Origin of the sequence: Janthinobacterium rivuli (genome assembly GCF_009208735.1) — a bacterium.
In the GTDB taxonomy this organism is placed as follows: Bacteria; Pseudomonadota; Gammaproteobacteria; order Burkholderiales; family Burkholderiaceae_D; genus Janthinobacterium.
The window spans coordinates 286,790-313,499 of record NZ_WFLJ01000004.1 but is presented as its reverse complement, the minus strand read 5'-3'; the positions used below and the strand labels follow the sequence as shown (position 1 = coordinate 313,499).

Genomic DNA, 26,710 nt, shown 5'->3' with positions numbered 1-26,710 from the left:
GCGCATGGCCATGCCGGTGCAGGTGGGGCGAGTGGCAGGCTGGGCAGGCCAAGCGCGAATGCGCCACACCCTCCAGCAGCGCGACGGTCGCGTCGTGTGGCGTGTTGCCACGCAGCAGGGCCATGCCTGCCTGCCGCTGGCGCCGGTTCAACTGCGCAAACTGCGCGATAAAGCGGATCCATTCGGCGGGCTGCATGATTTGCTCCCTGTGTGGTGGGTATGCAGAGTCAGACCGCACAGCCATGGGAAGATTCCGGTATGTCCCCTATTTGACGAGGACAGAGCCATAAAAAACGGCCACCAGAGCGATCTGGTGGCCGTTTTTTTATTGCATGCCTAGAGGCAATGGCAAACCGTGATTAACGGTCGCCGTAGCTACGGCGTGCGCCGTCGGTGCTGCGCGGGTTCGAACCCTTGTAGCCGCCGCCGGTGCTCGGTGCGCCGTCTTTGCGCGGTGCGCCCGGCTTGCTGAACGTGCGTTGGCCTGGCTTCGCGCCGCCACGGTTGTCGCCTGGTTTCCAGCCGCCTGGACGGGCGCTCGAACGTGGTGCCGATGCCGTTTTCTTTGGCTCGAAACCTTCGATGACATTGACCGGGATCAATTGCTTGGTGAAGCGTTCGATGCGCTTGACGTTCATGCCTTCAGCGTGGTTCACCAGCGAGATGGCCAGGCCATTGCGGCCAGCGCGGCCGGTGCGGCCGATGCGGTGGACGTAGTCTTCCGGGAACTTCGGCAGATCGTAGTTGAACACGTGGGTGATCGTTGGCACGTCGATACCGCGGGCGGCAACGTCGGTGGCAACCAGCACTTTGACCTGGCCGCGGCGCATGCCGTCGAGGGTGCGGTTACGCGCGCCCTGGTGCATGTCGCCGTGCAAGGCGGCAGCCGAGAAGCCGGCGATGTTCAGACGGTCGGCGATGGTGTCGGCGTCACGCTTGGTAGCGGTAAACACAACAGCCTGGTCCAGCGTTTCGTCGCGCAGCAGGTGGTCCAGCAGGCGATTCTTGTGCGACAGATCGTCGACGAAGTGCACGCGCTGCGTGATGTTTTCATGCTTGTTGCTCGAGCTTGCCACCTGGATGACCAGCGGGTTTTTCGTGATGCGGCGCGCCATGTTGCCGACCACGCCGTCCAGCGTTGCCGAGAACAGCATGGTTTGACGGCCTTCCGGCGTCGCTTCGACGATTTTTTCGATGTCGTCGATGAAACCCATGTCCAGCATGCGGTCGGCTTCGTCCAGCACCAGGATTTCCAGTTGCGAGAAGTCGATCTTGCCCGAGTCCATGTGGTCGATCAGGCGGCCTGGGGTGGCGACCAGAATCTCAGGATTCTTGGCCAGCAATTGCATCTGTTTCGGGTAAGGCATGCCGCCCAGGATCGACACAGCCTTGATGCGGCGGATGCCGGTGCTGTACTTGTCGGTGTTGGTGGTCACTTGCAGGGCCAGTTCGCGCGTTGGCGTCAGCACCAGCATTTTTGGCTGGGCAGCCTTGAAGCGTGGACGCTCGCCGCGGGCGCGCGATGCTTGCATTTCCTGGTTTGGCGTCTTGCCGGCGGCGCTTTGTTCGGCGCTGGCCAGTTTGTGCAGCGACGGCAGCATGAAAGCCGCGGTCTTGCCCGAACCGGTCTGCGACGAGACCAGCAGGTCACGGCCTTCGATCGCGGCGGGAATCGCTTGCGACTGTACCGCGGTTGGCGCGGTGTAGCCCGATTCGGTCAGAGCGGCGATGATGGACGGATGCAGGCCTAAGGATTCAAATGTCATTCTTTTCTTTCGTAAAAATCAGCGTTCTTGCAAAAAGCAGAACGCAAAATAGCAACGCCAACCAAAACGAAATGACTCAACTAGAAAGAAATTTCGGCACAAAAGCTTTGCGCCGGGACGGTGTCAGGTGCGACACACAAGGCGGGAGGGCTTTATAAGCGGCATCCTGTGGATGCGCTAAGGCTTGCGAAGCTGCTAAGTTTGTAGTGCGGTGACTGCGGTGTTGCCATCGCTTCAAGGGAGCATATTGCAGCGCACAACGACACTATACCGTATTTGACGCCGTTTTGCACGGCCTAAATGGGAAGAAACGACAGTCCTACCACGTTTTGCTGATGTTTCCTATGTGAAATCAGTAGCAATACGTAGATGTTGCCCGCTTAATTGAGCATGGCGACGATGTCGGCGGCCAGCGGCGGCGCCTGTCGCGTTTCCCTGGCCAGGTTGATTTGCCGGGCCGCTTGCGCCACGTCGACCAGGCTGCGTTCCAGCTGGTAGGTGCCCTTGGCTTGCAACCACGCCAGCACGTCGGCCAGGTGCCAGATGGTGGCGCTGCCTTCATGTACGGGCGCGGGGAAGCTGTGGCGGTGTTTGTTCATCAGCTTGTGCAGGTTTTGGCGAGAGAGGCTCAGCACTTGCGCCACGTCGGTCAATCCCACAAAGTCGGGGGCGGCTTCGACCAGCACGGCCCCGGGCACGATGGCTTTCACATCAGCCATGGCGCTGAGCAACGCTTCGCTGGCATTGCTGGCCTCGCGCGTGAATTCCAGCGCCAGGCGTCCCGCCTGCCCGATGCCGGCCAGGGCATCGTCGCAACCGCCGCTGCCCAGGCGCTCGGCCAGCGCATCGAGGTCGGTTTCGTCGTCGGGCAGACGGTACTTGAGAGTAAAGATGTAATCCATGATGGCTACCCCTTGGATTTGCGTTGCATGCAGTCGTGCATCAGCTTGTTGAAAGTGCAATTATCGACCACTCGCCAGATCGCCCGCGCATGGTTGCCTGGATTTTTCGGCGTGCTCCAGATGCAGGCGATGCAAAATTCGCCGCAGCGGCAGCCGGCATCGTTGTAGGGGCAATACATCTTGCCCCAGGCATGGCTGCCGCCTACTTCCACGCGCCAACCTTGACTTTCCGCGTGGCGCAGCGCCGCTTCGATGTCTTTCTTCGGGTGCGGGGAGCGTGCCATGCGAGGCCTCCAAGGTAGGATGAAATTCCTTGGTTGTCAAGTGACAACCAAGGAATTTCGGCCGTCACCGCATTACTCTACTTCGGGATTGACGGCCATCACTTGCGAAAAGCCGCCATCGACGTAGGTGATCTCGCCCGTGATGCCCGAGGCCAGGTCGGACAGCAGGAAGGCGGCCGTGTTGCCCACCTCTTCGATGGTGACGTTGCGCCGCAGCGGGGCGTGCTCGGCGACAAAACCCAGGAGTTTGCTGAAGTCCTTGATGCCGGACGCGGCCAGTGTCTTGATGGGGCCGGCGGAAACGCCGTTGGCGCGGATACCGCGCGGACCCAGCGATTCGGCCAGGTAGCGCACGGACGCTTCCAGCGAGGCCTTGGCCAGGCCCATGGTGTTGTAGTAGGGAACGGCGCGCACGGCGCCCAGGTAGGTCAGGGTCAGCACAGAGGCGCCAGGATGCAGCAGGGACAGGGCGGCCTTGGTCATGGCGGGAAAACTGTAGGCGGAAATGTCGTGCGCGATGCGGAAGCTGTCGCGCGACAGGCCGTCGAGGAAGTCGCCGGCGATCGCCTCGCGTGGCGCGAAGCCGATGGCGTGCACCAGGCCGTCCAATTGCTCCCAGTGGCGCGCCAGGTCGCTGAAGACGGCGCTGATCTGTTCATCGCTGGAGACGTCGCAGTCAAACACCAGTTCGCTGCCGAATTCCGCCGCAAATTCCGTGATGCGCTCCTTGAAGCGTTCGCCCACATAGGTGAAGGCGAGGGTGGCGCCTTCGCGGTGGCACGCCTTGGCGATGCCATATGCGATGGAGCGGTTCGACAGCAAGCCTGTGATGAGGATTTTTTTGCCTTGCAAGAAAGCCATGACGACTCCTGTCTGGGTGGATAGGGCGGATGTACAACCGGCCGCGACAGCAAAGCTGTGGCGGCCGGTGGCGTGTCGCTGGATGGAGCGGGCGATCAGTGGCGCGCTTTTGCGCGGCTATTGCCGCCGCCGCGCTGGATCCGTGGTTTGACCAGCGAAATGGGCGCGGCCTGCACCTTGCCGCCCTTGGTGGCGCGGCGCACGGCCTTGGCGACCCGTTCCGGACGGTCCGCTTCCAGCAGCATGGTGGCGCTGTCGGCGATTTCCTGGGTGATGTCCTTGTTCATCGTGGCCGAGGTTTTCGGCACGAGGATGGTGGAGCCGGCGCGCAAACGCGTGCGCTGGGGAATGTTGTTGGCCTGGCGTAGCACGTCGGCCGTGGTGCCGAATTTCGACGCCAGGGTTTCGATGCGCTCGCGCGCATTGGTGATCTTGTGCGTGGTCCAGCTCGATAAGGCATGGCCCCATTGCGCCAAGTTGGTGGTGAACTTGGCGGCGTTTTCCTGTGGCAACAGAATCTTGGTCTTTTCGCCGCCGATGATGACGGGGCGGTTAAATTGCGGATTCAATGCCTTGAATTCATCCATTGACAGTTCGGCCAACTGGGCGGCGACGGTGATGTCGATGTCGCTGGTCTTGTCGATGGCCGTGAAATACGGCTGGTTGTCGACCACGGGCAGGGTCAGGCCGAACTGGGCCGGGTTGGCGATGATGTTTTTCACCGCTTGCAGTTTCGGCACGTAGTTGCGCGTTTCGGCCGGCATCAGGTCGGCCAGGCTTTCGAAGTCGGTCGGCTTGCCCAGCGCCTGGTTCTTCTTGATGGCGCGCTGCACCGAGCCTTCGCCCCAGTTGTAGGCGGCCAGGGCCAGTTGCCAGTCGCCAAACATGTCATACAGGCGCTGCAGGTAGGTCAGGGCCGCATCGGTCGAGGCCAGCACGCCGCGGCGCTCGTCCTTGAACATGTTTTGCTTGAGGTTGAAGTCGCGCCCGGTGGCGGGCACGAATTGCCACATGCCGGCCGCATTGGCGCTGGAGAACGCTTGCGGGTTGAAGGCCGACTCGATGAACGGCAGCAAGGCCAGTTCCGTCGGCATGCCGCGCTTTTCCAGTTCCTGCACCACGTGGAAGATGTAGCGCGAGGCGCGCGCCGTCGTGCGGGCGATGTAGTCAGGGCGGGTGGCGTACCAGTTGACGTGATTGGCCACCAGCTGGTTGTTGATGTCGGGAATCGCATAACCGCTGCGGATGCGGCCCCAGACGTCGGCTTCGCGCAGCGGATCGGAGTTCTCGCTGAGGTTTTTCAGCAGACGGTCGGTCTTTTGCAGGCGGTTGTCGAGGGTGGGGAGTTTCGCCGTGACCTGGGCGGTCATCGGGATCAGGGCGGGTGCGGCGGCGGCGACTGGCGCGTTATCGCTCTCAACACCGGCTTCGTACGCCTGGCTGAGGGCGGGCGCAAGCGCCAGGGCCAACGCCGCCAGGACGGTAGATTTAAAGGAGTTTTCGTGCATAGTGTTCCATTGTTGTCGTCGGAGAAACATCGGACAGACCCATGATCAAGCTGCGAGTGTACGTATATCCACATGCAGGAGTCAAGAATTATGTCAGCATGATGACAGGAAATAAGCGGCAATAAGAGGGAAACGGCAGGGTTTCCATGCATAAATGCTGTCATTGTTGCAAATTTAATTTGCCCAATGCGTGATTCGGCCGCTGTTATAGCATACATGTCGAGGAGGCTGGCGCAAGGCTGGCAGCCGTCCAGTATGAGACTGCGCAAAGAGTGCGTACAATTTGGCTTTGGCCGGCCATTCGGCTGCCGGTCGCCTTATTGATAGAGAGTCATGCATATGAACACCCCGCCACGTCACGACGACGACAACGCCGTCATCATCGCCAATACCGTTGCCTGGCTGGAAAAGGCCGTGATCGGCCTGAACCTGTGCCCGTTCGCCAAGGCCGTGCACGTCAAGAAGCAGATCCGCTATGTGGTGTGCGAATCGAGCAATCCCGAAGATCTGCTGGCGATGCTGATGGACGAGCTGCAAACCCTGGCCGACACGGATCCCGAGCAGATCGACACGACCCTGCTGATCCACCCGTACACCTTGAACGATTTCCTCGACTACAACGAGTTCCTCGACGTGGCCGACGCGGCCGTGGAAGACATGCACCTGGCGGGCGAATTGCAGGTGGCCAGTTTCCATCCGAACTACCAGTTCGCCGAGACGTTCGAGGACGACATCAGCAACTACACCAACCGCTCGCCGTACCCGACCTTGCACCTGCTGCGCGAAGACAGCATCGAGCGCGCCGTCGAGGCGTTCCCGGAAGCGTCGGAAATTTTCGACAAGAATATCGCCACCCTGGAAGCGCTGGGCACCGAAGGCTGGGCAAAGCTCGGCTTGCCGAAGGTATCCTGATGGCGGACAAGGCATTGCCGCCGCGTCCCGATACGCCCTGCGTGGCCGTGTGCTCGACGACCTTCGATGAAATCTGCCGCGGCTGCGGTCGCAGCGTCGTGGAAGTGGCGCACTGGGTGTCGATGACGGATGAAGAAAAAGAGGTGGTGTGGGTGCGCATTCTGGCGCAGGGGTATCCGCGCAGGAATACATGACGTGTTTGTGTTGCCGAACCCAGCGGCAAATGCTGGGGTCAGACCCGACGGGGGAATGCTTCCCAATGGGAAGCATTCCGATTCCGAAGGAACTGACCCCGGTACTGTTGACGCTAACGATTAGTAACTACCAATAAAATCTTTTTTGCCCACTTCAATGCCATTGTGGCGCAGGATGTCGTACGCCGTCGTCGCGTGGAAGAAGAAGTGCGGCAGCGCGTAGTGGAACAGGTAGGTCTGGCCCGTGAAATGCTTGGTCTTTTCGCCGCTGCCGGTGGTGATGGCGCGCGTTTCGCTGCCGTCGATGTCCGCTTGCGGCAGGCTTTCCAGGAAGGCGATGGTTTTCACGATGCGCGCCTTCAGCTCAGCAAAGCTCTGTTCGCTGTCTTCATACGGTGGCACGGCCACGCCAGCCAGGCGCGCGCCGCAGCCCTTGGCGAAGTCGGTGGCGATCTGGATCTGGCGCACGAACGGCAGCATGTCCGGGAACAGGCGGAACTGCAGCAGGGCGTTCGGGTCGATTTTCTTGTCTTGCGCGTGCGTTTCCGCCTTGTCCAGGATGGCGGCCAGGCTGCCCAGGATCTGTTTGAAGACGGGGATCGAAGCGGAGTAGATGGAGAAGGTCATGGTGGTTCCTCTAGGTAAAGTGGCGCGATGATAGCAAGCTGCGCGTTTTTCTGCTGGCGCCGGCCGGGCGCGCCGGCCTGCGTGTGGTTTTTCAGCCCTGTTTATATGGCATGACGTCGGCGCTGGCGCGTGTTTATTGGTGACTTTTCCCGCTTTTTCCATGCATAATTGCTCCTGAAAAAGTTTCTTCCCGCCTCATCACCCGAATTCCCCTGTAAAGTTCCATGATCGCCCGCCTGATCCCTGTCGCCCTGTTGCCGCATGTTTAATTCACCTTATCAGCGCCTGCGCGCCAGCCTGCGTGTGCTGTTTGGCTCGTCGATCTATGGCGCCCTGCTGCTGGTGGTGTTTGGCGGCCTGGTCGTGCCCGCCCTCTTCGGCAGCTATGTGCTGGTCGGCGTGCATGAGCGCCAGTCCGCGCGCACCAGTCTGAACGAGGCCTTGCAGCGCAATGCCGACATCCTGGCGCTGGGCATGCAGGAATCGCTGTGGAACATGAATGCGGAATCGGCCCATTCGCTGGTCGAGTCGGTGATGCGCGACCGCGCCGTGCTGCTGGTGAAGGTGCTGGGGCAGGGCGACTCGGAATTCATCCGCCTGCAGGCGCCGCAGCGGCCCGTGGGCAATCTGTACCGCGCCGAGCGCGACATCCTCGTGCGCGGCGAACGCATCGGCCACATCGTCGTCGAGATGGACGACGCGCGCAGCCAGCAGGAGCTGCGCGAAAAGCAGATCTCCTATATTTTCGTGCTGGGCGCGCAGCTGGCCGTGTCGATGGCGCTGATCGTGCTGTTCCTGAACCGCCGCCTGCTCAAGCCCCTGCGCCGCCTGACGCGCTTTTCCGACCGCCTGTCGCACGGCGATTTCGACACGCCCCTGGCCTCGCACAGCAATGACGAGCTGGGGCGCCTGACGGCCCAGCTCGAGCAAATGCGCGCCGCCATCGGCCAGCTGTTCGAGGACGTGGGCCAGCGCGAAGAGCGTTTCCGCACCATCGTCACGCAGGTGCCGGGCGCCGTCTTTCGCTACCGGCCCGACGGTCCCATCGATTTCGTCAGCGATGCCATCGAAGACATCGCCGGTTATTCGGCGCGCCAGTTCATGCGCGGCACCACGCATGCCTGGGTCGACCTGATCTGCCCGGAAGACCGCCGCGAGCACCGCCGTGCCGTCAAACAGGCCGTGCTCGAGGTGCAGCCGTATGCGCTCGAATACCGCATTATCGACGCTTTCGGCATCGAGCGCTGGGTGGCCGAGAATGGCCAGCCGCAGGCGGGCGAGCAGGGCGTCATCTGGGTCGACGGCATCATCGCCGACATCAGCCAGCGCAAGCACCATGAAATGCGCATCGAGGCGCTGCTGACGGAGCAGAGCGCGATCCTCGATAATGTGATGTTCGGCGTGATGTTCGTGCGCCACCGGCGCATCATTTCCGTCAATCGCCGCTGTGAGGAACTGTTCGGCTACGACCATGCCGAGATGACGGGCAGTTCCACCGCCATCGTGTTCATGACTTCATATGACTTCGAAGAGGCGGGCGAGCGCCAGTATCCGGCGCTGGCCATGGGCGGCGATTTCAGCGAGGAGCGCCAGTACAAGCGCCGCGACGGCAGCCTGTTCTGGGCGCTGGTGAGCGGCTGCGCGCTCGATCCGCTGCGCCCCAACGAAGGCAGCATCTGGGTGTATGCCGATATCACGGCGCGCAAGGAAGCCGAGGAAAAGCTGCGCCTGTCGGCCACCGTGCTCGAACACATCGCCGACGGCGTGATGGTGGTCGATGCCAGCGGCATCATCGTCGCCGTCAACCCCGCCTTCACGCAGATCACCGGTTATGCCGAGGCGGAGGCGGTGGGCCGCCATTCCTCGCTGACACGCTCGGCGCGCCACGACGCGGCGTTCTACGAGGCCATGTGGAATGAATTGAAGGCCGGTGGTTTCTGGCGCGGCGAAATCTGGCATCAGCGCAAGAACGGCGAGGTCTACCTGGAATGGCTGACCATCAGCGCCGTGCGCGACACGCACGCCGCCACCACGCATTACGTGGGCGTGTTCAGCGACATCACCCTGGTCAGGGAGTCGCAGGAAAAGCTCGACCACATGGCCCACCACGATCCGCTGACGGCGCTGCCGAACCGCCTGCTGTTCCACGACCGCCTGCAGCACGCGCTGCTGCGCGCCGCGCGCGAGCAGGAGCAACTGGCCGTGCTGTTCATCGACCTGGACCGCTTCAAGAACGTCAACGACACCCTGGGCCACCATGTGGGCGACGAACTGCTGCAAAAGGTGGCCGGCCAGCTGGCGTCCCGCCTGCGCGAAGGCGACACCCTGGCGCGTCTGGGCGGCGACGAGTTCATCGTCCTGCTCGAGCGCGTCGACGGCGAATATGGCGCCACGCAGGTGGCGGAAAAGCTGATGACCATGTTCGACCAGCCGTTCACGGTGGCCGACCACGAACTGTTCGTCACCTGCAGTGTGGGCATCAGCCTGTATCCGGACGATGCGCTGGACTTGAACATGTTGATCCGCAATGCCGACGTGGCCATGTACCAGGCCAAGGCGCGCGGGCGCAACGGCTACCGCTTCTATGCGCCGTCGATGACGGGCGAGGGCGTCGAGCGGCTGCGCCTGGAGACCTTCCTGCGCCGCTCGCTGGAAAAGAACGAGATGTTCCTCAATTACCAGCCGCAGGTGGAAATCGACACGGGCCGCCTGGTCGGCGTCGAGGCGCTGGTGCGCTGGAACCACCCGGAACTGGGCCTGGTGCCGCCGGCCCGCTTCATCCCGCTGGCCGAGGACAGCGGTTTCATCAACCAGTTGGGCAAATGGGTGCTCGACGAAGCGTGCCGCCAGATGATGCGCTGGCAGGCGCAGGGCTTGCACGTGCCGAAGATGGCCGTCAACCTGTCGGTGAAGCAGTTCGAACGGGGCAGCATCGCCGGCATGGTGGCCGCCATCCTGAAGGAGACGGGGCTGGCGCCGCAGCGCCTGCAACTGGAAGTGACGGAGTCGGTGATCATGAACACGGGCGACGCGCTCGGCTTCATCAACGACCTGCACGCCATCGGCGTGGGCCTGGCCATCGACGATTTCGGCACCGGTTATTCCTCGCTCGCGTATCTGAAACAGCTGCCCGTGCAGACCCTGAAGATCGACCGCTCCTTCATCAAGGACATCTCGACGGACGTCAACGACGAAGCGATTGCAATCGCCATCATCCAGCTGGGCAAGAGCATGCAATTGTCCGTGATCGCCGAAGGCGTGGAGACGGAAGAGCAGGCTGCCTTCCTGCTGCGCCATGGCTGCAAGCTGGCGCAAGGTTATTTATATAGCCGTCCGGTGCCGGCGCAGGATATGCTGGAGCGCTGGATAGCTCATTCACCACTATAAAGGACAGCCCATGGCCGCACAATCTTCCCCGTCGCGCCGCCGTTTCCTGCTCGGCGGCCTGGGTCTCGGCGTGGCCGGCGTGGGCGCCCTGGTGCTGGGCTGGGGCGTGCTGCCGCCGCGCCAGCGCCTGCACGGCAGCGCGCCGCTGCCGCTGCAGGATGGCGCCGTGGCCTTGAACGGCTGGCTGGCGATTCAAACCGACGGCACGGTGCTGCTGGCCATGCCGCGCAGCGAGATGGGACAGGGCGTGCACACGGCCTTGCCGATGCTGGTGGCCGAGGAACTCGACGTGCCACTGTCCAGCGTCAAACTGATCCAGGCACCCATGGACAAGATCTTCGGCAATGTCGCCATGCTCAAGGACAGCCTGCCGTTCCATCCGGACGACCAGGGGCGCCTGAAGGCGCTGGCCCAATGGACGGTGGCCAAGGCGGCGCGCGAACTGGGCGTGATCGTCACGGGCGGCTCGTCCAGCGTGAAGGATGGCTGGGGCCCCATGCGCGAAGCCGGCGCGTCCGCGCGCGCCATGCTGGTGGGGGCCGCCGCCGCGCAATGGCAGGTGCCGGCCGCGCAGTGCCGCACGCAGGATGGCGCGGTGCTGCATGCGGACGGCCGGCGCGCCAGCTACGCCAGCCTGGCACAGCGCGCCGCCGGCATCGACCCGGGCACGCCCGTGCTGAAACTGCCCCAGGATTTCAAACTGATCGGACAGCCGGCGCCGCGCCGCGACACGCCGTCCAAAGTAAACGGCAGCGCGCGCTTCGGCATCGATGCGCGCCCGCCCGGCATGCTGTATGCGGCCCTGCATCTGCCGCCGCGCCTGGGCGATACCCTGGCCGCGTTCGACGCGGCGCCCGTGCTGGCCATGCCCGGCGTCAAAAAGGTGCTGGACCTGACGCCGCACCTGGCGCAGCGCAGCGTCTCGTGCGCGGCCGTGGTGGCCGACACCTGGTGGCGCGCCAAACAGGCGGCGGCCGTCTTGCCGACGCAGTGGAAGGCGGGCCCGCAGGCGAACTTGTCCAGCGCCGGCGTGTATGCGGAGTTTGCCCGCCTGCTGGATACCGAAGCGGGCCATGCGTACCACGCCAGCGGCGAGGTGGAGGGCAAGGTCGCGCAGGGTTTGCGGCAGGTCAGCGCCGAGTACCGCGCGCCGTTCCTCGCCCACGCCGCCATGGAACCCGTCAACTGCACCGCGCAAGTCAAGGACGGCAAGGTGATGCTGTGGGTCTCGACGCAGGCGCCCGGCATCGCCGTCGACGTGGCGGCGAAAGTGGCCGGCGTCGACGCCAGGGACGTGGCGATCGAAGTGTTGCTGCTCGGTGGCGGTTTCGGCCGCCGCCTGGAAGTGGACATGGTGGCGCAAGCCGTCGCCATCGCGCTGCAGTGCGGCGGCGCGCCCGTGCAGCTGGTGTGGACGCGCGAGCAGGATACGGCCCACGATATGTACCGTCCCGCCGCGCTGGCCCGCTTTACGGCCCGTCTCGACGAGCACGGGCGCATCGCTTCCTGGGACAATAAATCCGTCAGCGGGTCCATCACGCACCAGTTTTTGCAGCGCAATTTCGGCTTGCCCGGCGCGGGGCCGGACAAGACCACGGCCGAAGGCGAATTCGACATGCCGTATGAAATCGCCAACCAGCGCATCGCCCACGTGATCGCCGACAGCCCCGTTCCGATCGGCTATTGGCGCTCGGTGGGGCATTCGCATAATGCATTCTTCAAGGAAAGCTTTATCGACGAACTGGCGCATGCGGCGGGGCAGGACGGCATCGCCTTCCGCCGCGCCATGCTGGTCAAACATCCGCGCCATCTGGCCGTGCTCGATGCGGCAGTGGCCAAGGCGGGCACGCCGCCGCCCGGCCATGCGCATGGCGTGGCCTTGCATCAGTCGTTCGGCAGCATCGTCGCGCAAGTGGCGCAGGTATCGGTGGAAAACGGCGAGATCCGCGTGCAGCGCGTCGTCTGCGCCATCGATTGCGGCATTGCCGTCAATCCGAACATCATCGCCCAACAGATGGAGTCGGCCGTGCTGTTCGGCCTGTCGGCGGCGCTGGGCGGCGAAATCACCTTCAAGGAGGGGAAAGTCGAGCAGGCCAATTTCCACGACTATCCGGTGCTGCGCATGGGGCAAACGCCCGAGGTGGAAACCATCATCATCGCCAGCGCCGAGCATCCGGAAGGCGTGGGAGAGCCCGGTACGCCGCCGATCGCGCCGGCCGTGGCCAACGCCGTGTTCAGTTTGACGGGGAAACGGCTGCGCAGCCTGCCGCTGCGCCTGGCCTGATATTTATTACGCCAGGGTGGCGGCGAGGAGGGTGCGCAGATTGCAGTCGCGCTGCCAGTCGCGCCGCTCCTGCGTGCTGCTGGCCAGCGCCGCCAGTTCCGCGGCGCTGAGCGCTTGCTGCGCCTGCACCATGCGGTGCGCCAGGCCGCCGTCGGGCAGCACGGTGCCGAAGAAGGCCACGTTGTCCTCGTGCTGGATCAGCAGGGTGGGGAAGTTGTCGATATCGAGGTCGCCCACCACGTCGGCCTGGTCTTCGATGTCGATCCAGACGAAATTGGTGTCCGGGTGGCGCGCGGCCAGTTCCTCGAACGTGGCGCGGTAGCTGCCGCAGGTGCCGCACCACAGCGCGCACAGGCAAGCCACCGTCCAGCGCGGGCCGGCCAGGGCGGTTGCGACGTCGGCGCGGTTATCGGTCGTGAGGGTCAGGCTGTGCATGGTCGTATCTGATGAGTGGGCGGATGGGCGCCGGGCGCCCGCAGCGCGTATTCTACCGCGCCCGGCGACGCCAGTCGCGGGAATGCATGGGCTTGTTTAGCCGTGTTTTTTGATGCAATCCACCTTTCTGGTGGATAATGCTGATAATTGCGCGCTGATTACGCTGGTCCATGCTGTTTCCTGGCCCCGCAGCCTGACTCCTCCAGTCTGTTTTCATGCCCTGCCCGGTGTCAGCGCTCCCGCCTTTATTTATTTTTATTATGGAATTAGCCAGCTTATGTTGAGTTACCGCCACGCTTTTCACGCGGGTAATCACGCCGATGTGTTGAAGCATTATGTGCAGATTCAGTTGTTGCAATATCTGAATCAAAAAGATACCGCCTATAGTTATATCGATACCCACTCCGGCGCGGGTGTGTATGCGCTCGACGGCGGTTACGCCTCGAAAAACGCCGAGTACGAAACGGGCATCGCGCCCCTGTGGGACCGCACGGACTTGCCGGCCTCGCTGGCCGAGTACATGAAGCTGATCAAGGAAATGAATCCGAGCGGCAAGATGCGCTACTACCCGGGTTCGCCTTACTGCGCCGACAAGGTCAGCCGCGAGCAAGACCGTCTGCGCCTGTTCGAGCTGCATCCGGCCGATGCCAAGATTCTGGCTGACAACTTCCGCAAGGTCGAGGCGCATGCGCTGGCCCAGGGCGAGCGTCCTACCGTGCGCGGCAAGCGCGTCATCATCACCAAGGCCGACGGCTTCCAGAGCCTGAAGGCCCTGCTGCCGCCGCCATCGCGCCGCGCGCTGGTGCTGATCGACCCGCCGTATGAAGACAAGATGGATTACCGCAAGGTCAAGGACACCCTGGCCGATGCGCTCGTGCGCTTCCCGTCGGGCATCTACGCCGTCTGGTACCCGGTGCTGCAGCGCATGGAGTCGCGCCAGTTCGCCGACAAGCTGAAGCAACTGCCCAGCTCGGACTGGCTGCACGTGACCCTGACGGTGAACACCCCGTCACCGGATGGTTTCGGCTTGCACAGCAGCGGCATGTTCATCCTGAACCCGCCGTACACGCTGGAGCCGATGTTGCGCGAAGTCATGCCGTACCTGGTCAAGGTATTGGGCCGCGACGACGGCGCCAAGTTCGTGCTGGAAACAGGCAAGGGCGGACAGAAGAATACGGGCACCAGAAGAGTCTGAGGACACCTGACCAAACCTACTGCGCGTCGGTATAGGCGGCCTGCGATGCTCACCGGCTCGGCGCCCCCGTACTTAGTACGGTTGCGCTTCTTAGCCACCTCTCCCTTCCGCTCGCTACGGTTTTGTCAGGTGTCGTAACTATCGTAGTTGAACAAAGTAAACGCCACGGCAAATATGTCCGTGGCGTTTGTCGTTTACTGTCCCAATAACAGGAACACGGTCGGTTTCTTGTGGAAGTCCGGCGCCTTGCCGGCGGCCAATTGTTTCTTCCACTGTCCGCCATTCCATGTTTGCACGCTTTCCGTGTCCAGGCTCAGGTCCGTTGCGACGCAGATCAGGGTCGATGGTGCGCATTGCGCGACGAGGGCGTCGAGCATGGCGGCGTTGCGGTAGGGCGTTTCGATGAACAGTTGGGTCTGCTTTTCCGTGCGTGAGCGCACTTCCAGTTCCTTGATGCGCTTGGCGCGCAAGGCCGCATCCGTGGGCAGGTAGCCGTTGAAGGCGAAGCTCTGGCCGTTCAAGCCGCTCGCCATCACGGCCAGCAGGATCGACGAGGGGCCCACCAGCGGGCGGACCTTGATGCCGTGCTGATGCGCCAGGCGCACCAGGTCGGCGCCGGGATCGGCCACGGCGGGCACGCCCGCTTCCGAGACGAGTCCCGCATCGCGGCCCGCCAGCAGGGGCACCAGCAAGCCGGCCAGCGCTTGCGCCGGGGTATTCACGTTGAGTTCGGAAATCGTGATTTCCTGCAGCGGCTTGGCCAGCGGATGCTGGTTGCCGATCAGCTTCAGGAAGGCGCGCGCCGTCTTGGCATTTTCCGCGACGAAGTAATCGAGCTGCGAGGTGATGTGCCGTACTTGCTCGGGAATGATGTGGGCCAGCGGGTCGGCTGCGCCATCGGACAGGCCGAGGTGGTTGGGGATCAGGTACAGGGTGCCGGTCATATTCTTCTTGTCGGTGATTAAAGTGTAAAAAACGTGATGCTCGCCTTGCGCAGCATGCCGGTCAGGGCGATCAGCGGCAAGCCGGTGAGGGCGGTGGGGTCAACGCTGTCGATGCGTTCGAGCAGGGCGATGCCCAGGCCCTCGTTCTTGGCGCTGCCGGCGCAATCATACGGTTGCTCGATGCGCAGGTAGGCGTCCAGTTCCGCATCGGGCAAGTCGCGCACGGTGACGAGGGTCTGGACATCTTCCACTTGCGCCACGGCGGGCGACTGGCGCCCGTCGAGCAGGCACAGGGCCGTATGAAACACGGTCTGGCGCCCGCGCATGGTTTGCAGTTGCAGCAGGGCGTTGGCGTGATTGCCAGGCTTGCCGATCTGTGCGCCATCGAGGATGGCGACCTGGTCGGAGCCGATGACGAGGCTGCCGGGATGGCGGTCGAGCACGGCTTGCGCCTTCGCTTGCGCCAGGCGCAGGGCCGTGGCGCTGGGACTTTCGCCGGGCAGGGGGCTTTCGTCGAGATCGGGCACGGCCACCTCGAAGGGCAGGCGCAGGCGTTCCAGGAGTTCTTTGCGGTAAGTCGAACTCGATGCAAGAATCAAGCGCGATGGGGCGGAAGTTGGTATCATTCGGTAGTCGATGGCGGCCGGCATGGCCGCGCTAGTCGGTGTCAGCGGAATTTCACGGAAATTCCAGGGCGCGAAGCCCATAACTGAGGCTCCATGCGGCATGACGGTGTTGATGAAGTTGTCATGTTTATGGCAATGATTGCGTCAAAAAAGATGCTTAGGCTTTGACTCGGTGCTAAAAACCCTGTTATTATCGCAGGTTTTCCGGGGAAATTTTCTACCAATGAATGCTTTTGTGATCGACGCCTTTGATTTTTGTCGTATCAGCGGGAGCCGCGAGGGTGTAACTCCTGTCGCTGAAATGACCCGGTTGACCAAGGATTGTGCAGATAGTTCCGGCGAGATCGCCTGGAAGATCGTCGGCGGCACCAGCAAGCTGGGCTACCCGCAACTGACCTTGTCGGTCAACGGCACCGTTCAGCTGGTTTGCCAGCGCTGCCTGACTCCGTATGCTTACGCAATTGATTCGACGACCACTCTGATGCTGGGCAAGGATGACGAGCACGCGGACGAGATCGAAGAAATCATCAACGATGAAACGATCGACGTGATCGTCGGCAGTCGCAGCATGGATGCCGCGGCCCTGATCGAAGATGAAGCCTTGCTGGCCCTGCCGCAGGTACCCAAACACGACGTCTGCCCCGATACGGCGCAGCTCGATGCTCTCAAGACTGAAAAGAAGTCGCCGTTCGCGGCACTGAAGGACTTGAAGCCAGAATAAGGTAGTGTAAGAAAGGAAGCTTTAAAAAGCCGTAGCGAGCGGCCCAATATCGTCTTGAGTAGCGCAAGCGTACGGAAGTACGCTGAGCAACGCCGAGGCGATAGTGGGACGCGCAGTAGGTTTTTTATGCTTCCTGTAAAGAACGTGTCAAACGCGTGTAGTAATCGAGTATGGCAAGTGTAGTGAAATGTAATTGTAATAAACGATGTCGGTCCGGGCTATTTTCGGGTAGTCTTTGCCGCTGGGATACTCGATTCGCATGTATTTGCCAATCGATTGTGCTAAAATTTTAGAACTTATGTATTAGGAGTCATCATGGCAGTTCAACAGAACAAGAAAACCCCTTCCAAGCGCGGCATGCACCGTTCGCACGACTTCCTGGTCGCGCCGCAATTGAGCGTCGAGCCAGTTACCGGCGAAACACACATGCGTCACCATATCAGCCCTAACGGCTTCTATCGTGGCCGTAAAGTGTTGAAGACCAAAAACGACGAGTAATCGACGTTTTTGTTGGGTAAGATGAAAGCGGTGTTGCGTGGTTATTCGGCGTGGCGCCGCTTCTTCTTTTTTATCGGCTGCAATTCATCTTGCGCACCCGTCATTTTGAATCAAGCTTTTGCTCAGGCGGTGCATGACATGCTGCGCCCTGCATATGCTCCAGTCCGATTCACATCTTGCCGCACGCCCGCAGCGGTATTGAATCAACACAAATGACAATCAAAATTTCTATCGACTGCATGGGCGGAGATCACGGTCCCTCAGTCACTATCCCCGCAGCAATTTCCTTTGTAAAACATGAGCCTGAAGCCGAACTGATCCTTGTTGGATTGGAAGACGTGATTCGTGCCGAACTGAAAAAACATAAAGCCGACACGCATCCGCGCCTGTCGGTATTGCATGCCTCCGAACAAGTTACCATGGACGATCCCCTGGAAGTGGCCCTGCGCCGCAAGAAGGATTCCTCCATGCGCGTGGCCATTGAACAGGTCAAGAACGGCGTGGCGCAAGCCTCCGTTTCCGCCGGCAATACGGCAGCCCTGATGGCCGTGTCGCGCTATGTATTGAAAACCATGTCCGGCGTCGACCGCCCGGCCATCTGCAGTATCTTGCCGAATCAAAAGAACGGCCCCACCTACATGCTGGACCTGGGCGCCAACGTCGATTGCGAACCGCATCACTTGCACCAGTTCGCCATCATGGGTTCCGTGCTCGTGTCCGCCATGGAAGGCATCGCGCGCCCCACGATCGGCTTGCTGAACGTGGGCACGGAAGATATCAAGGGCAATGAAGTGGTGAAGCTCACCTCGAAACTGCTGCAGGCCGACCACGAGCGTGGCGCGCTGAACTTCTACGGCAACGTGGAAGGCAACGATATCTTCAAGGGCACCACCGATATCGTCGTCTGCGACGGCTTCGTCGGCAACGTGACCCTGAAAGCCATCGAAGGCCTGGCGCGCTTCATGAAAGACGTGCTCACTTCCGAATTCAAGCGCAATCCGATTACCATGCTGGGCGCGCTGATCGCCCGCGGGGCCCTGAAAGCCATCGGCAACCGCTTGAATCCTTCGCGTTACAACGGCGCCAGCCTGCTGGGCTTGCGTGGTCTCGTCTTCAAGAGCCATGGCAGCGCCGATGCCTATTCCTTCGAATGGGCCTTGCGCCGCGCCTTTGATGCGGCAAAAAATGACGTGCAAGCACAGCTGGCCAGCCTGATCGCCGAGCTGATGCCGCGCACGCCAGTACCGGACGAACCTACATCAACAAGCTCTACCATTTAGTGGACGGGTATTTGCATGACTGTTTTTAGCAAAACTTACAGCAAAATTATCGGTACCGGCAGCTACCTGCCGGAGAAGCGCGTCACCAACCAGGATCTGACTGAACAGCTCGCCGCCAAGGGCATCGAGACGTCGGATGAATGGATCGTCTCGCGCAGCGGCATCTCGGCGCGCCATTACGCGGCGCCGACGCAGAACTCCTCGGACCTGGGCGTGGAAGCGGCCAAGAAGGCTCTGGAAATGGCTGGCCTGAACGGCAACGACCTGGACCTGATCATCGTCGCCAGCTCGACCCCCGATTTCTTCGGCAGCTTTCCCAGCACCGCCTGCATCGTGCAAAACAAGCTGGGCATCACGAACAACTGCGCCGCCGTCGACGTGCAAGCCGTCTGCAGCGGCTTCGTGTATGCGGTCGCCACGGCCGACAGTTTTATTCAGTCGGGCATGCACAAGAACGTGCTGGTGATCGGCGCCGAAGTGTTTTCGCGCATCCTCAATTTCGACGACCGCGGCACTTGCGTGCTGTTCGGCGATGGCGCCGGCGCCATCGTCATGACGGCGTCGAAAGAGCCGGGCATTCTGGCCACCAAGCTGCATGCGGACGGCCGCCACTCGAACATCCTCAGCGTGCCGGGCAGCCTGGCTGGCGGCGCGCTCGATGGCAGCGCCTTCCTGTACATGGATGGCCCGGCCGTGTTCAAGCTGGCCGTATCCGTACTGGAAAAAGTCGCGCACGAAGCCCTGGAGCACGCCAACATGACTTCGGACCAGATCGACTGGCTGATCCCGCACCAGGCGAACATCCGCATCATGAACAGCACGGCCAAGAAACTCGGCTTGCCTTTGGCAAAGATGGTCGTCACCGTCGACCAGCATGGCAACACCTCGGCCGCCTCGATCCCGCTGGCGCTCGACATCGCCGTGCGCGACGGCCGCGTCAAGAAGGGCGACAACGTCATGATGGAAGGCGTGGGCGGCGGCTTTACCTGGGGCGCCGTGCTGGCGCGCATGTAATCCCGCAACACTATTAAAAAAACGGAGTCGACATGACACAATTTGCATTTGTTTTCCCAGGCCAAGGCTCGCAAGCGATTGCGATGCTCGACGGTTTCGCCGGCAACCCCGTGGTTGCGCAGACCGTCGCCGAAGCGTCGGACGCCCTGCAATTCGACCTGGGCAAGCTGATCGCCGAAGGTCCGAAGGAAGAACTGGATCTCACCACCAACACGCAACCGGTGATGCTGACGGCGGCCGTGGCCTTCTACCGCGCCTGGCTGGCGGCCGGCGGCCCCGTGCCAACGGTCGTGGCCGGTCACAGCCTCGGTGAATATTCGGCGCTGGTTGCCGCCGGCGTCATTGCGTTCAAGGATGCCGTGCCGCTCGTGCGTTTCCGCGCGCAAGCCATGCAGGAAGCCGTGCCCGTGGGGCAGGGCACGATGGCTGTCGTGCTGGGTCTGTCGGACGACGACGTGCGCGCCGTTTGTGCGGAAGCGGCGGCGGAAAACCCGGCCCTGGTGGTCGAGCCCGTCAATTTCAATGCACCGGCGCAAGTGGTCATCGCCGGCCATACGGCTGCGGTCGAGCGCGCCTGCGAACTGGCCAAGGCCAAGGGCGCCAAGCGCGCCATGAAGCTGCCCGTCTCGGCGCCATTCCACTCGTCGCTGCTGAAGCCGGCCTCGGACCGCTTGCGCGAGTACATGGCCGGCTTGACGTTCGCCGCGCCGCAGATCGCGCTGATCAACAACGTCGACGTGGCCATCGTCAACGACGTGGCCGGCATCAAGGATGCGCTGGTGCGCCAGGCGGCCAGCCCCGTGCGCTGGGTGGAAACCATGCAAAAGGTGGCGGCGGACGGCATCACGCAAGTGATCGAATGCGGTCCGGGCAAGGTCCTGATGGGCCTGGCCAAGCGCATCGACCCGGTGCTGGTGGGCGACGCCATCGTCGACCAGGCTTCGCTGGAACGCATTTTGACGCAGCTCAAATAAACATCAGATCGCGGCAGCCTGCCTGCCGCGCTTGCTTTTAAGGATACTCATGAATTTAGCAAATCAAGTCGTGCTGGTCACGGGCGCCTCGCGCGGCATCGGCCGCGCCATCGCCACCGAACTGGGCAAACAGGGCGCCACCGTGGTCGGCACCGCCACCTCGGAAAGCGGCGCGCAAGCGATCACCGATTACCTGGCCGCCGAAGGCGTAACGGGCAAGGGCCTGGTCCTGAACGTCACCGATGCGGCGCGCTGCGCGGCCGTCGTCGAGGAAGTGCAGAAAACCTACGGCAGCCTGTCGATTCTGGTCAACAATGCGGGCATCACGCAAGACCAGCTGGCCATGCGCATGAAGGATGAAGAGTGGGACAGCGTGATTTCCACCAATCTGTCGGCCGTCGGCCGCCTGTCGCGCGCCGTGTTGCGCGGCATGATGAAAGCCAAGGCAGGGCGTATCATTAACATCACGTCGGTGGTGGCCTCGTCGGGCAATCCCGGGCAAATGAATTACGCGGCGGCCAAGGCCGGCGTGGAAGGCATGAGCCGCGCCCTGGCGCGCGAAATCGGCAGCCGCAACATTACCGTGAACTGCATCGCCCCCGGCTTCATCGATACCGATATGACCAAGGCCCTGAGCGAAGAGCAGCACGCGGCCCTGTTGACGCAAATTCCCCTGTCCCGCCTGGGCAAACCGGAAGACGTGGCAGCCGCGGTGGCCTTTTTGGCCTCGCCGCAAGCGGCGTATATCACGGGCACAACCCTGCACGTGAACGGCGGAATGTACATGAATTGATGTGAAAGGTAGACAGGGCGGGCGGTTGTGGCATGATTCAACGGCCGTTTTTGTCTATAATCGCATCTTTTAGCAGCAGCTTCGGTTGAATTAGCAGCAGACACCGAAATTAGTATTCGGACGCGCAAACCTGATAAAATGCGCGCACTTTCCGTAACACACACTTTGGAGCCATAACATGTCGGATATCGAACAACGCGTTAAGAAAATCGTCGCTGAGCAACTGGGCGTTGCAGAAGCAGACATCAAAATCGAATCCTCCTTCGTCGACGATCTCGGCGCCGATTCCCTGGACACCGTGGAACTGGTCATGGCCCTGGAAGACGAATTCGAAATGGAAATCCCTGACGAACAAGCTGAAAAAATCACCACCGTGCAACAGGCGATCGACTACGCCACCGCACACGTCAAGGCCTAAGCCTGTCTGACCGACTTCAGGAGAATCGCTTGAGCCGTTCTAAAAACCGTCGTGTTGTTGTCACCGGCCTGGGCTGCGTTTCACCTGTCGGCAATACTATTGCCGAGGCGTGGGGCGCAATCATTGAAGGTAAATCCGGCATTGCCACGATTACCAAGTTCGATGCACTGCCATTCACCACGCATTTTGCGGGTGAAGTCAAAGGTTTCAATATCGAAGAGTACATCTCCGGTAAGGAAGCCCGCCACATGGATACCTTTATCCATTACGGCATGGCTGCGGGCATCCAGGCGATGCAGGACTCCGGCCTGGAAGTGACCGAAGAAAACGCCGAGCGCATCGGCGTGATCATCGGTTCCGGTATCGGCGGCTTGCCGCTGATCGAGGAAACCAAGTCCGAGTACGAAAAGCGCGGTCCGCGCCGTATCTCGCCATTTTTCGTGCCTGCCTCGATCATTAACATGATCTCTGGCAACCTTTCGATCAAATATGGTCTGAAGGGCCCGAACCTGGCGATCGTTACAGCGTGTACCACCGGTTTGCACAGCATCGGTGCCGCAGCGCGCATGATCGAGTACGGCGACGCCGACGTCATGATCGCCGGCGGTGCGGAATCGACCGTGTCGCCACTGGGCCTGGGCGGTTTCGCTTCGGCACGTGCCTTGTCGACCCGCAACGACGATCCGGCAACGGCATCGCGTCCGTGGGATACCGACCGCGACGGCTTCGTGCTGGGTGAAGGCGCCGGCGTCATGGTGCTGGAAGAGTACGAGCACGCGGTGGCCCGTGGCGCCAAGATCTATGCCGAAGTGCATGGTTTCGGGATGAGCGCAGATGCTTATCACATGACCTCGCCGCTGGAAGATGGTAGCGGCGGCAGCAAATCGGTGATCGCGGCCCTCGACAACGCAGGCTTGAACGCGGATCAGATTCAATACCTGAACGCGCACGGCACGTCGACGCCGCAAGGCGACGTGGCGGAAGTGATGGGCATCAAGCGCACCTTCGGCGCGCACGCCAAGAACCTGGTCGTCAACTCGACCAAGTCGATGACGGGCCATTTGCTGGGCGGCGCGGGCGGTCTGGAAGCGGTGTTTACGGTCCTGGCATTGCACCATCAGGTGTCGCCACCGACCATCAACATCTTCAACCAGGATCCGGCGTGCGATCTCGATTTCTGTGCCAACACGGCGCGTGACATGAAGATCGATTATGCAGTGAAGAATTCGTTCGGCTTCGGCGGAACGAATGGCACGCTGATTTTCGGTAAAGCGAAATAAGCAGGAACTTTCAAGCGCTCGCTACGGTCAAACCGTAGTGAGCGCTGATTCGGCGCCAACGTTCGTTGGCGCCTGAATTTGCCCGGCATGGTGCCGGCGCGCCTTTTTTTTCCCATGAAGTATGTCGATCGCGGTAGCGGCTGTCATTCGCACGCCTGTCTGTTTGCGCCTGTTGCAAGCGCTGCTGGGGCTGGGCGCGCTGCTGGCCGCCTGGCCCTTGAGCGGCGCGTGGCGCTTGGCGGCCTTGCCTGGGCCCGGTCAGCTGGTGGGCGGCTATGCGCTGGGCGGGAGCGGTGCGCTGCTGAGTGCGGCTGGCGGCGTGTTTTTGCTGGCTTTGCTGCGCCGGCGCAGAAAGCCGCAGGCGCTTGATATTTCGCCGGTTGGGCAGTTGCGGCTGGCGGTATATCTGGAGCATGGCGCGGCGCCGGCGACTGGTGCCGGCGCGGTGGCGGCATCGGGATTGCGCCTGTTGCCAGGCTCGACCTTGTGGCCGTCGCTGCTGGTGCTGTGCCTGGCCGATGCCGCCGGACGGCGTACGCAGGTGCTGGTGCAGCGCGGCGATCGCTGCACCGCCTTCCGCCCGCTGGCCGTGGCTTGCCGGGCTATCGCGGCACGGAACAGGGAAGAATAAAAGTCGGGCGAACACTGAACTTCTTGCAGCGGGCCAACTCTATATCCATACAGGCGCCCACGCTGCATGCCACCAGGGACATTGGGCGTGAGGACAGAGCGCGAGTATGATCAGTTACTGGTCGAGCGGGTGCAGGCTGGCGACAAACGGGCATTCGATGTGCTGGTATCGAAATATCAGCGCCGCTTGATGCGCCTCGTGTCGCGCCTTATACATGACCCGGCGGAGGCCGAAGATGTGGTGCAGGAAACCTTTATCAAGGCATACCGGGCGCTGCGGCATTTTCGCGGCGAAGCCGCCTTTTATACGTGGTTGTATCGCATCGGCATCAATACGGCCAAGAATTATCTCGTCACGCAAGGGCGGCGCGCAGCCACGTCCAGCGATGCCGACGCCGAGCAGGCGGAGTCCTTCGACGATGGCAATAAATTGCGCGACTACAATACACCCGAATCGGTGCTGGCCAGCAAACAGATCGCCGCCACCGTCAATGCGGCCATGGATGTGCTGCCCATCGAGTTGCGCACGGCCATCGTGCTGCGCGAGATCGAGGGCCTGAGCTATGAAGAAATTTCGGAGATCATGGCGTGCCCCATCGGCACCGTGCGCAGCCGGATTTTTCGCGCGCGCGAAGTGATTGCGGAGAAATTGAAACCGTTGTTGGACATGCCGATTGACAAGCGCTGGTAATCTGGAGAATATGAGGTTGGCATGGCTGCGCTCGGTTTTCGCACCGATCTTCTTGAAATGGCAGGACCCATCATGGATACGCACACACGATTGCACGAGATTATTTCCGCGCTGGCCGATGGCGAGCTGGCGGCAAGCGAGCTCGAACTGGCTTTCGCCACCCTCAATACGCCATCGGGACGGCAAGCCTGGGATGCCTATCGGCATATCGGCGAGGTGCTGCGCTCGGAGCAGCATGGCCATGCGTTGAGCGCCCAGTTCGACGCGCGCCTGGCCAGCCGCCTGGCCGCCGAGGCAGCGCCCGAAGCGGCGCCTGCCCATGCGGAGCCGCTGCCGCCGCTGTCCGCCGCCATCGTGCCGCCGGGCGCGGCCGAACCGCTGGAGGCGGGTCCGGCGGCGCCGCGCTAGCGCTGGCACGGCGCCAGCTTATGCCAGGCTTAACTTCCTCGTTGCCCTCTTGACACCGGACTTCGGTACGATTGACACTGTGAACTGGCAATATCTTGCTTTTGCGATATATTGTTGCTGCCATGCGCGCTGCCAGGTGAGTTTGCCCCTGAGATGCCGTCATGACGGCCAATCATGCACGTAGGCAATCGCCTGATCCCCGTTTTGATCCGTTTACATACTCGAAAAGATCCTTTCCATGAAAAAAAACATGTGTGCCGCCAGCAAGTCGTTTTCAGTGAAGACGCTTTCCGCCTTATTGTTCGGTACGGCTGGCGTTTTCCTTGCTCCCACCATGCTGGGCCTGGCGCCACAGGCGCAGGCCGCCGTGCCGGCCGTAAAACTGCCTGATTTCTCGGACCTGGTCGACGCCGTCGGCCCGGCCGTGGTGAATATCCGCACCACCGAGCGCCTGAAAATGAATGTGCCCGGCGCCGGTGGCCAGGATGAGCAGGAAATGCAGGAATTCCTGCGCCGCTTCTTTGGCGGCGCCATGCCCGCGCCGCGCCAGCAGGCCCCACGCGGCGGCCGCCGGGCCGTGCCGCAGGAGCAGGAAGTGCAGCGCGGCGTCGGCTCCGGCTTCATCATTTCGGCCGATGGCTACGTGCTGAGCAATGCTCACGTGGTCGATGGCGCCGACGAGGTGTACGTGACCCTGACGGACAAGCGCGAATTCAAGGCCAAGGTGATCGGCGCCGATGCGCGCACCGACGTGGCCCTGCTGAAAATCGAAGGCGGCAACTTGCCGCGCCTGACCATCGGCGACTCGAACAAGATACGCGTGGGCGAATGGGTGATCGCCATCGGTTCGCCGTTCAACCTGGAAAACACGGTGACGGCCGGCATCATTTCCGCCAAGTCACGCGACACGGGCGACTACCTGCCCCTGATCCAGAGCGACGTGGCCGTCAATCCCGGCAACTCGGGCGGTCCCCTGATCAATATGCGCGGCGAGGTGATCGGCATCAATTCGCAGATCGCCACCCTGTCCGGCGCCTACAACGGCATCTCGTTTGCCGTGCCCATCGATGAAGCCATGCGCGTGGGCGAGCAGCTGAAAAAGACGGGCAAGGTGGTGCGCGGACGCATCGGCGTGCAGATCGGCGAAGTGAGCAAGGACGTGGCGGAATCGCTGGGCTTGCCGAATGCCAAGGGCGCGCAAGTATCGCTGGTGGAGCCGGGTGGGCCGGCTGACAAGGCGGGCATCAAGCCGGGCGACATCATCCTGAAGTTCAACGGCGCCCCGATCGAGCGTTCGTCCGACCTGCCGCGCCTGGTGGGCGGCGCCGCCGTCAATGGCAAGTCCACGGTCACCGTCTGGCGCAAGGGTGCGCAGCAGGACATTCCCGTCACCGTCGTCGAGCTGGAAAGCGAGAAAACGGCGAAGAAGGGCGCCAAGGAGCCGGAAGCGCAAGCCGTCAATGCACTGGGCCTGAAAGTGAGCGACGTGCCGGCCGCGAAGAAACAGGAATTGAAGATCGACGCGGGCGTGCTGGTCGACGATGCCGATGGCGTGGCGGCCCTGGCTGGCCTGCAGCCTGGCGACGTGATCTTGCAGTTGAACAACGTTGCCGTGAAAGATGCCAAGCAGTTCAACGCCCTGGTGGCCAAGCTCGATCCGAAAAAGTCGTCGGCCGTGCTGGTGCGCCGTGGCGACGTGGCGCAATTCGTTTCGCTGCGTCCATCGGCGAAGTAACCATGTGATCATCCCGCATTCCGGCCGCGGCCGGGATGCGGTATCCTGCCCGTCATGCATTTCACTCTCTATTCCCGCAGTTATTGCCACCTTTGCCAGGACATGCTCGACGCCTTGCTCCTGCTGCAGCCGCCTGGGAAACCATTTACGGTGGAAGTGATCGACATCGATGCGTCGCCCGATGCCTCGTTGCTGGCGCGTTTCGATGAGCTGGTGCCCGTGCTGTTTGCGGACCTGGCGCAGCCGGAGCTGTGTCACTATTTCCTCGACGAAGCGGCCGTGCGGCACTGCCTGGCGTAGCTTAAATGACAATATTAACACTGCATTGCACCATTCTGGTGCC

Annotated in this window: 27 protein-coding genes and 1 pseudogene; 18 read left to right on the top strand and 10 right to left on the bottom strand. The window is 62.0% G+C overall.

All coding sequences use genetic code 11. The features are described from left to right. The 6 genes and pseudogenes from GCN78_RS07570 to GCN78_RS07545 form a co-directional block, all read right to left on the bottom strand. Window positions 1-196, bottom strand: a pseudogene (locus GCN78_RS07570) (IS1595 family transposase); the annotation flags it as partial. A 163-nt stretch (window positions 197-359) separates the two neighbouring features. Next, window positions 360-1,766, bottom strand: coding sequence for a DEAD/DEAH box helicase (locus GCN78_RS07565; RefSeq protein ID WP_077406752.1), 1,407 nt, complete (start codon window positions 1,764-1,766; stop codon window positions 360-362). A gap of 380 nt (window positions 1,767-2,146) precedes the next feature. After that, window positions 2,147-2,668 (bottom strand): helix-turn-helix transcriptional regulator, encoded by a 522-nt coding sequence (locus GCN78_RS07560; protein ID WP_152251135.1) that lies wholly within the window; start codon window positions 2,666-2,668, stop codon window positions 2,147-2,149. A gap of 5 nt (window positions 2,669-2,673) precedes the next feature. After that, window positions 2,674-2,952: a hypothetical protein gene (locus GCN78_RS07555; RefSeq protein WP_152251134.1), complete on the bottom strand. Its 279-nt coding sequence runs from the start codon at window positions 2,950-2,952 to the stop codon at window positions 2,674-2,676. A gap of 72 nt (window positions 2,953-3,024) precedes the next feature. After that, the gene (gene fabI / locus GCN78_RS07550) at window positions 3,025-3,813 is read right to left on the bottom strand and encodes an enoyl-ACP reductase FabI (protein WP_152251133.1); all 789 of its coding nucleotides are present in this window, start codon (window positions 3,811-3,813) and stop codon (window positions 3,025-3,027) included. A gap of 95 nt (window positions 3,814-3,908) precedes the next feature. Beyond that, on the bottom strand, window positions 3,909-5,321 hold the full coding sequence (locus GCN78_RS07545) for a transglycosylase SLT domain-containing protein (protein ID WP_152251132.1): 1,413 nt from the start codon (window positions 5,319-5,321) through the stop codon (window positions 3,909-3,911). Between the two features lie 333 nt (window positions 5,322-5,654). On the opposite strand from GCN78_RS07545, the gene GCN78_RS07540 reads away from it, so the two are divergent. Continuing rightward, the gene (locus GCN78_RS07540; protein WP_413465201.1) at window positions 5,655-6,233 is read left to right on the top strand and encodes a DUF1415 domain-containing protein; all 579 of its coding nucleotides are present in this window, start codon (window positions 5,655-5,657) and stop codon (window positions 6,231-6,233) included. Next, window positions 6,233-6,427: a DUF1289 domain-containing protein gene (locus GCN78_RS07535; protein WP_152251131.1), complete on the top strand. Its 195-nt coding sequence runs from the start codon at window positions 6,233-6,235 to the stop codon at window positions 6,425-6,427. The genes GCN78_RS07540 and GCN78_RS07535 overlap by 1 nt, the downstream gene beginning before the upstream one ends. A 120-nt stretch (window positions 6,428-6,547) precedes the next feature. On the opposite strand, the gene GCN78_RS07530 is transcribed toward GCN78_RS07535, so the two are convergent. Further along, window positions 6,548-7,054, bottom strand: a complete 507-nt coding sequence (locus GCN78_RS07530) for a DUF1993 domain-containing protein (protein ID WP_034779265.1) — start codon at window positions 7,052-7,054, stop codon at window positions 6,548-6,550. Window positions 7,055-7,315: 261 nt separating this feature from the next. Between GCN78_RS07530 and GCN78_RS07525 the strand changes: the two genes are divergently transcribed. Both GCN78_RS07525 and GCN78_RS07520 read left to right on the top strand, forming a co-directional pair. After that, a complete protein-coding gene (locus GCN78_RS07525; RefSeq protein ID WP_152251130.1) occupies window positions 7,316-10,441 on the top strand; it encodes an EAL domain-containing protein in 3,126 nt (1,041 codons plus the stop codon). A 10-nt stretch (window positions 10,442-10,451) separates the two neighbouring features. Then, window positions 10,452-12,725 carry a xanthine dehydrogenase family protein molybdopterin-binding subunit gene (locus GCN78_RS07520; RefSeq protein WP_193316646.1) on the top strand — a complete coding sequence of 758 codons (2,274 nt, stop codon included), beginning with the start codon at window positions 10,452-10,454 and terminating at the stop codon, window positions 12,723-12,725. 6 nt (window positions 12,726-12,731) lie between these two features. On the opposite strand, the gene GCN78_RS07515 is transcribed toward GCN78_RS07520, so the two are convergent. After that, window positions 12,732-13,160, bottom strand: coding sequence for a thioredoxin family protein (locus tag GCN78_RS07515; RefSeq protein WP_152251129.1), 429 nt, complete (start codon window positions 13,158-13,160; stop codon window positions 12,732-12,734). A 277-nt stretch (window positions 13,161-13,437) separates the two neighbouring features. Between GCN78_RS07515 and GCN78_RS07510 the strand changes: the two genes are divergently transcribed. Then, window positions 13,438-14,355 (top strand): 23S rRNA (adenine(2030)-N(6))-methyltransferase RlmJ, encoded by a 918-nt coding sequence (locus GCN78_RS07510; RefSeq protein ID WP_102294934.1) that lies wholly within the window; start codon window positions 13,438-13,440, stop codon window positions 14,353-14,355. Window positions 14,356-14,549: 194 nt separating this feature from the next. Here GCN78_RS07510 and GCN78_RS07505 read toward each other — a convergent pair whose 3' ends face one another. Both GCN78_RS07505 and GCN78_RS07500 read right to left on the bottom strand, forming a co-directional pair. Beyond that, complete coding sequence (locus tag GCN78_RS07505; protein WP_152251128.1) at window positions 14,550-15,299, bottom strand: SAM-dependent methyltransferase; 750 nt, start codon at window positions 15,297-15,299, stop codon at window positions 14,550-14,552. Window positions 15,300-15,316: 17 nt separating this feature from the next. Continuing rightward, window positions 15,317-15,925: a Maf-like protein gene (locus tag GCN78_RS07500; protein WP_152251158.1), complete on the bottom strand. Its 609-nt coding sequence runs from the start codon at window positions 15,923-15,925 to the stop codon at window positions 15,317-15,319. A gap of 223 nt (window positions 15,926-16,148) precedes the next feature. Here GCN78_RS07500 and GCN78_RS07495 point away from each other — a divergent pair, with 223 nt between their 5' ends. The 13 genes from GCN78_RS07495 (at window position 16,149) to GCN78_RS07435 (ending at window position 26,667) form a co-directional block, all read left to right on the top strand. After that, window positions 16,149-16,646: a YceD family protein gene (locus tag GCN78_RS07495; protein WP_152251127.1), complete on the top strand. Its 498-nt coding sequence runs from the start codon at window positions 16,149-16,151 to the stop codon at window positions 16,644-16,646. Between the two features lie 315 nt (window positions 16,647-16,961). After that, complete coding sequence (gene rpmF / locus GCN78_RS07490; protein WP_034749653.1) at window positions 16,962-17,144, top strand: 50S ribosomal protein L32; 183 nt, start codon at window positions 16,962-16,964, stop codon at window positions 17,142-17,144. 212 nt (window positions 17,145-17,356) lie between these two features. Then, window positions 17,357-18,424 carry a phosphate acyltransferase PlsX gene (gene plsX / locus GCN78_RS07485; RefSeq protein WP_152251126.1) on the top strand — a complete coding sequence of 356 codons (1,068 nt, stop codon included), beginning with the start codon at window positions 17,357-17,359 and terminating at the stop codon, window positions 18,422-18,424. Window positions 18,425-18,439: 15 nt separating this feature from the next. Beyond that, entirely contained in the window at window positions 18,440-19,438 is a 999-nt protein-coding gene (locus GCN78_RS07480) for a beta-ketoacyl-ACP synthase III (protein WP_152251125.1), read from the top strand. 32 nt (window positions 19,439-19,470) lie between these two features. Beyond that, window positions 19,471-20,412: an ACP S-malonyltransferase gene (gene fabD / locus GCN78_RS07475; RefSeq protein WP_152251124.1), complete on the top strand. Its 942-nt coding sequence runs from the start codon at window positions 19,471-19,473 to the stop codon at window positions 20,410-20,412. Window positions 20,413-20,461: 49 nt separating this feature from the next. After that, window positions 20,462-21,205 (top strand): 3-oxoacyl-ACP reductase FabG, encoded by a 744-nt coding sequence (gene fabG / locus GCN78_RS07470; RefSeq protein WP_152251123.1) that lies wholly within the window; start codon window positions 20,462-20,464, stop codon window positions 21,203-21,205. 178 nt (window positions 21,206-21,383) lie between these two features. Next, entirely contained in the window at window positions 21,384-21,623 is a 240-nt protein-coding gene (gene acpP, locus GCN78_RS07465) for an acyl carrier protein (protein WP_008449912.1), read from the top strand. A 29-nt stretch (window positions 21,624-21,652) separates the two neighbouring features. After that, entirely contained in the window at window positions 21,653-22,903 is a 1,251-nt protein-coding gene (fabF, locus tag GCN78_RS07460; RefSeq protein ID WP_152251122.1) for a beta-ketoacyl-ACP synthase II, read from the top strand. Between the two features lie 163 nt (window positions 22,904-23,066). Continuing rightward, the gene (locus tag GCN78_RS07455; RefSeq protein WP_152251121.1) at window positions 23,067-23,534 is read left to right on the top strand and encodes a hypothetical protein; all 468 of its coding nucleotides are present in this window, start codon (window positions 23,067-23,069) and stop codon (window positions 23,532-23,534) included. A 66-nt stretch (window positions 23,535-23,600) separates the two neighbouring features. Beyond that, entirely contained in the window at window positions 23,601-24,224 is a 624-nt protein-coding gene (gene rpoE, locus GCN78_RS07450) for an RNA polymerase sigma factor RpoE (RefSeq protein ID WP_193316645.1), read from the top strand. Between the two features lie 72 nt (window positions 24,225-24,296). Next, window positions 24,297-24,632, top strand: a complete 336-nt coding sequence (locus GCN78_RS07445) for a sigma-E factor negative regulatory protein (RefSeq protein ID WP_152251119.1) — start codon at window positions 24,297-24,299, stop codon at window positions 24,630-24,632. Window positions 24,633-24,870: 238 nt separating this feature from the next. Then, complete coding sequence (locus tag GCN78_RS07440; RefSeq protein ID WP_152251118.1) at window positions 24,871-26,367, top strand: DegQ family serine endoprotease; 1,497 nt, start codon at window positions 24,871-24,873, stop codon at window positions 26,365-26,367. A gap of 54 nt (window positions 26,368-26,421) precedes the next feature. After that, window positions 26,422-26,667, top strand: a complete 246-nt coding sequence (locus GCN78_RS07435; protein WP_152251117.1) for a glutaredoxin family protein — start codon at window positions 26,422-26,424, stop codon at window positions 26,665-26,667. Window positions 26,668-26,710: the final 43 nt, after the last annotated feature.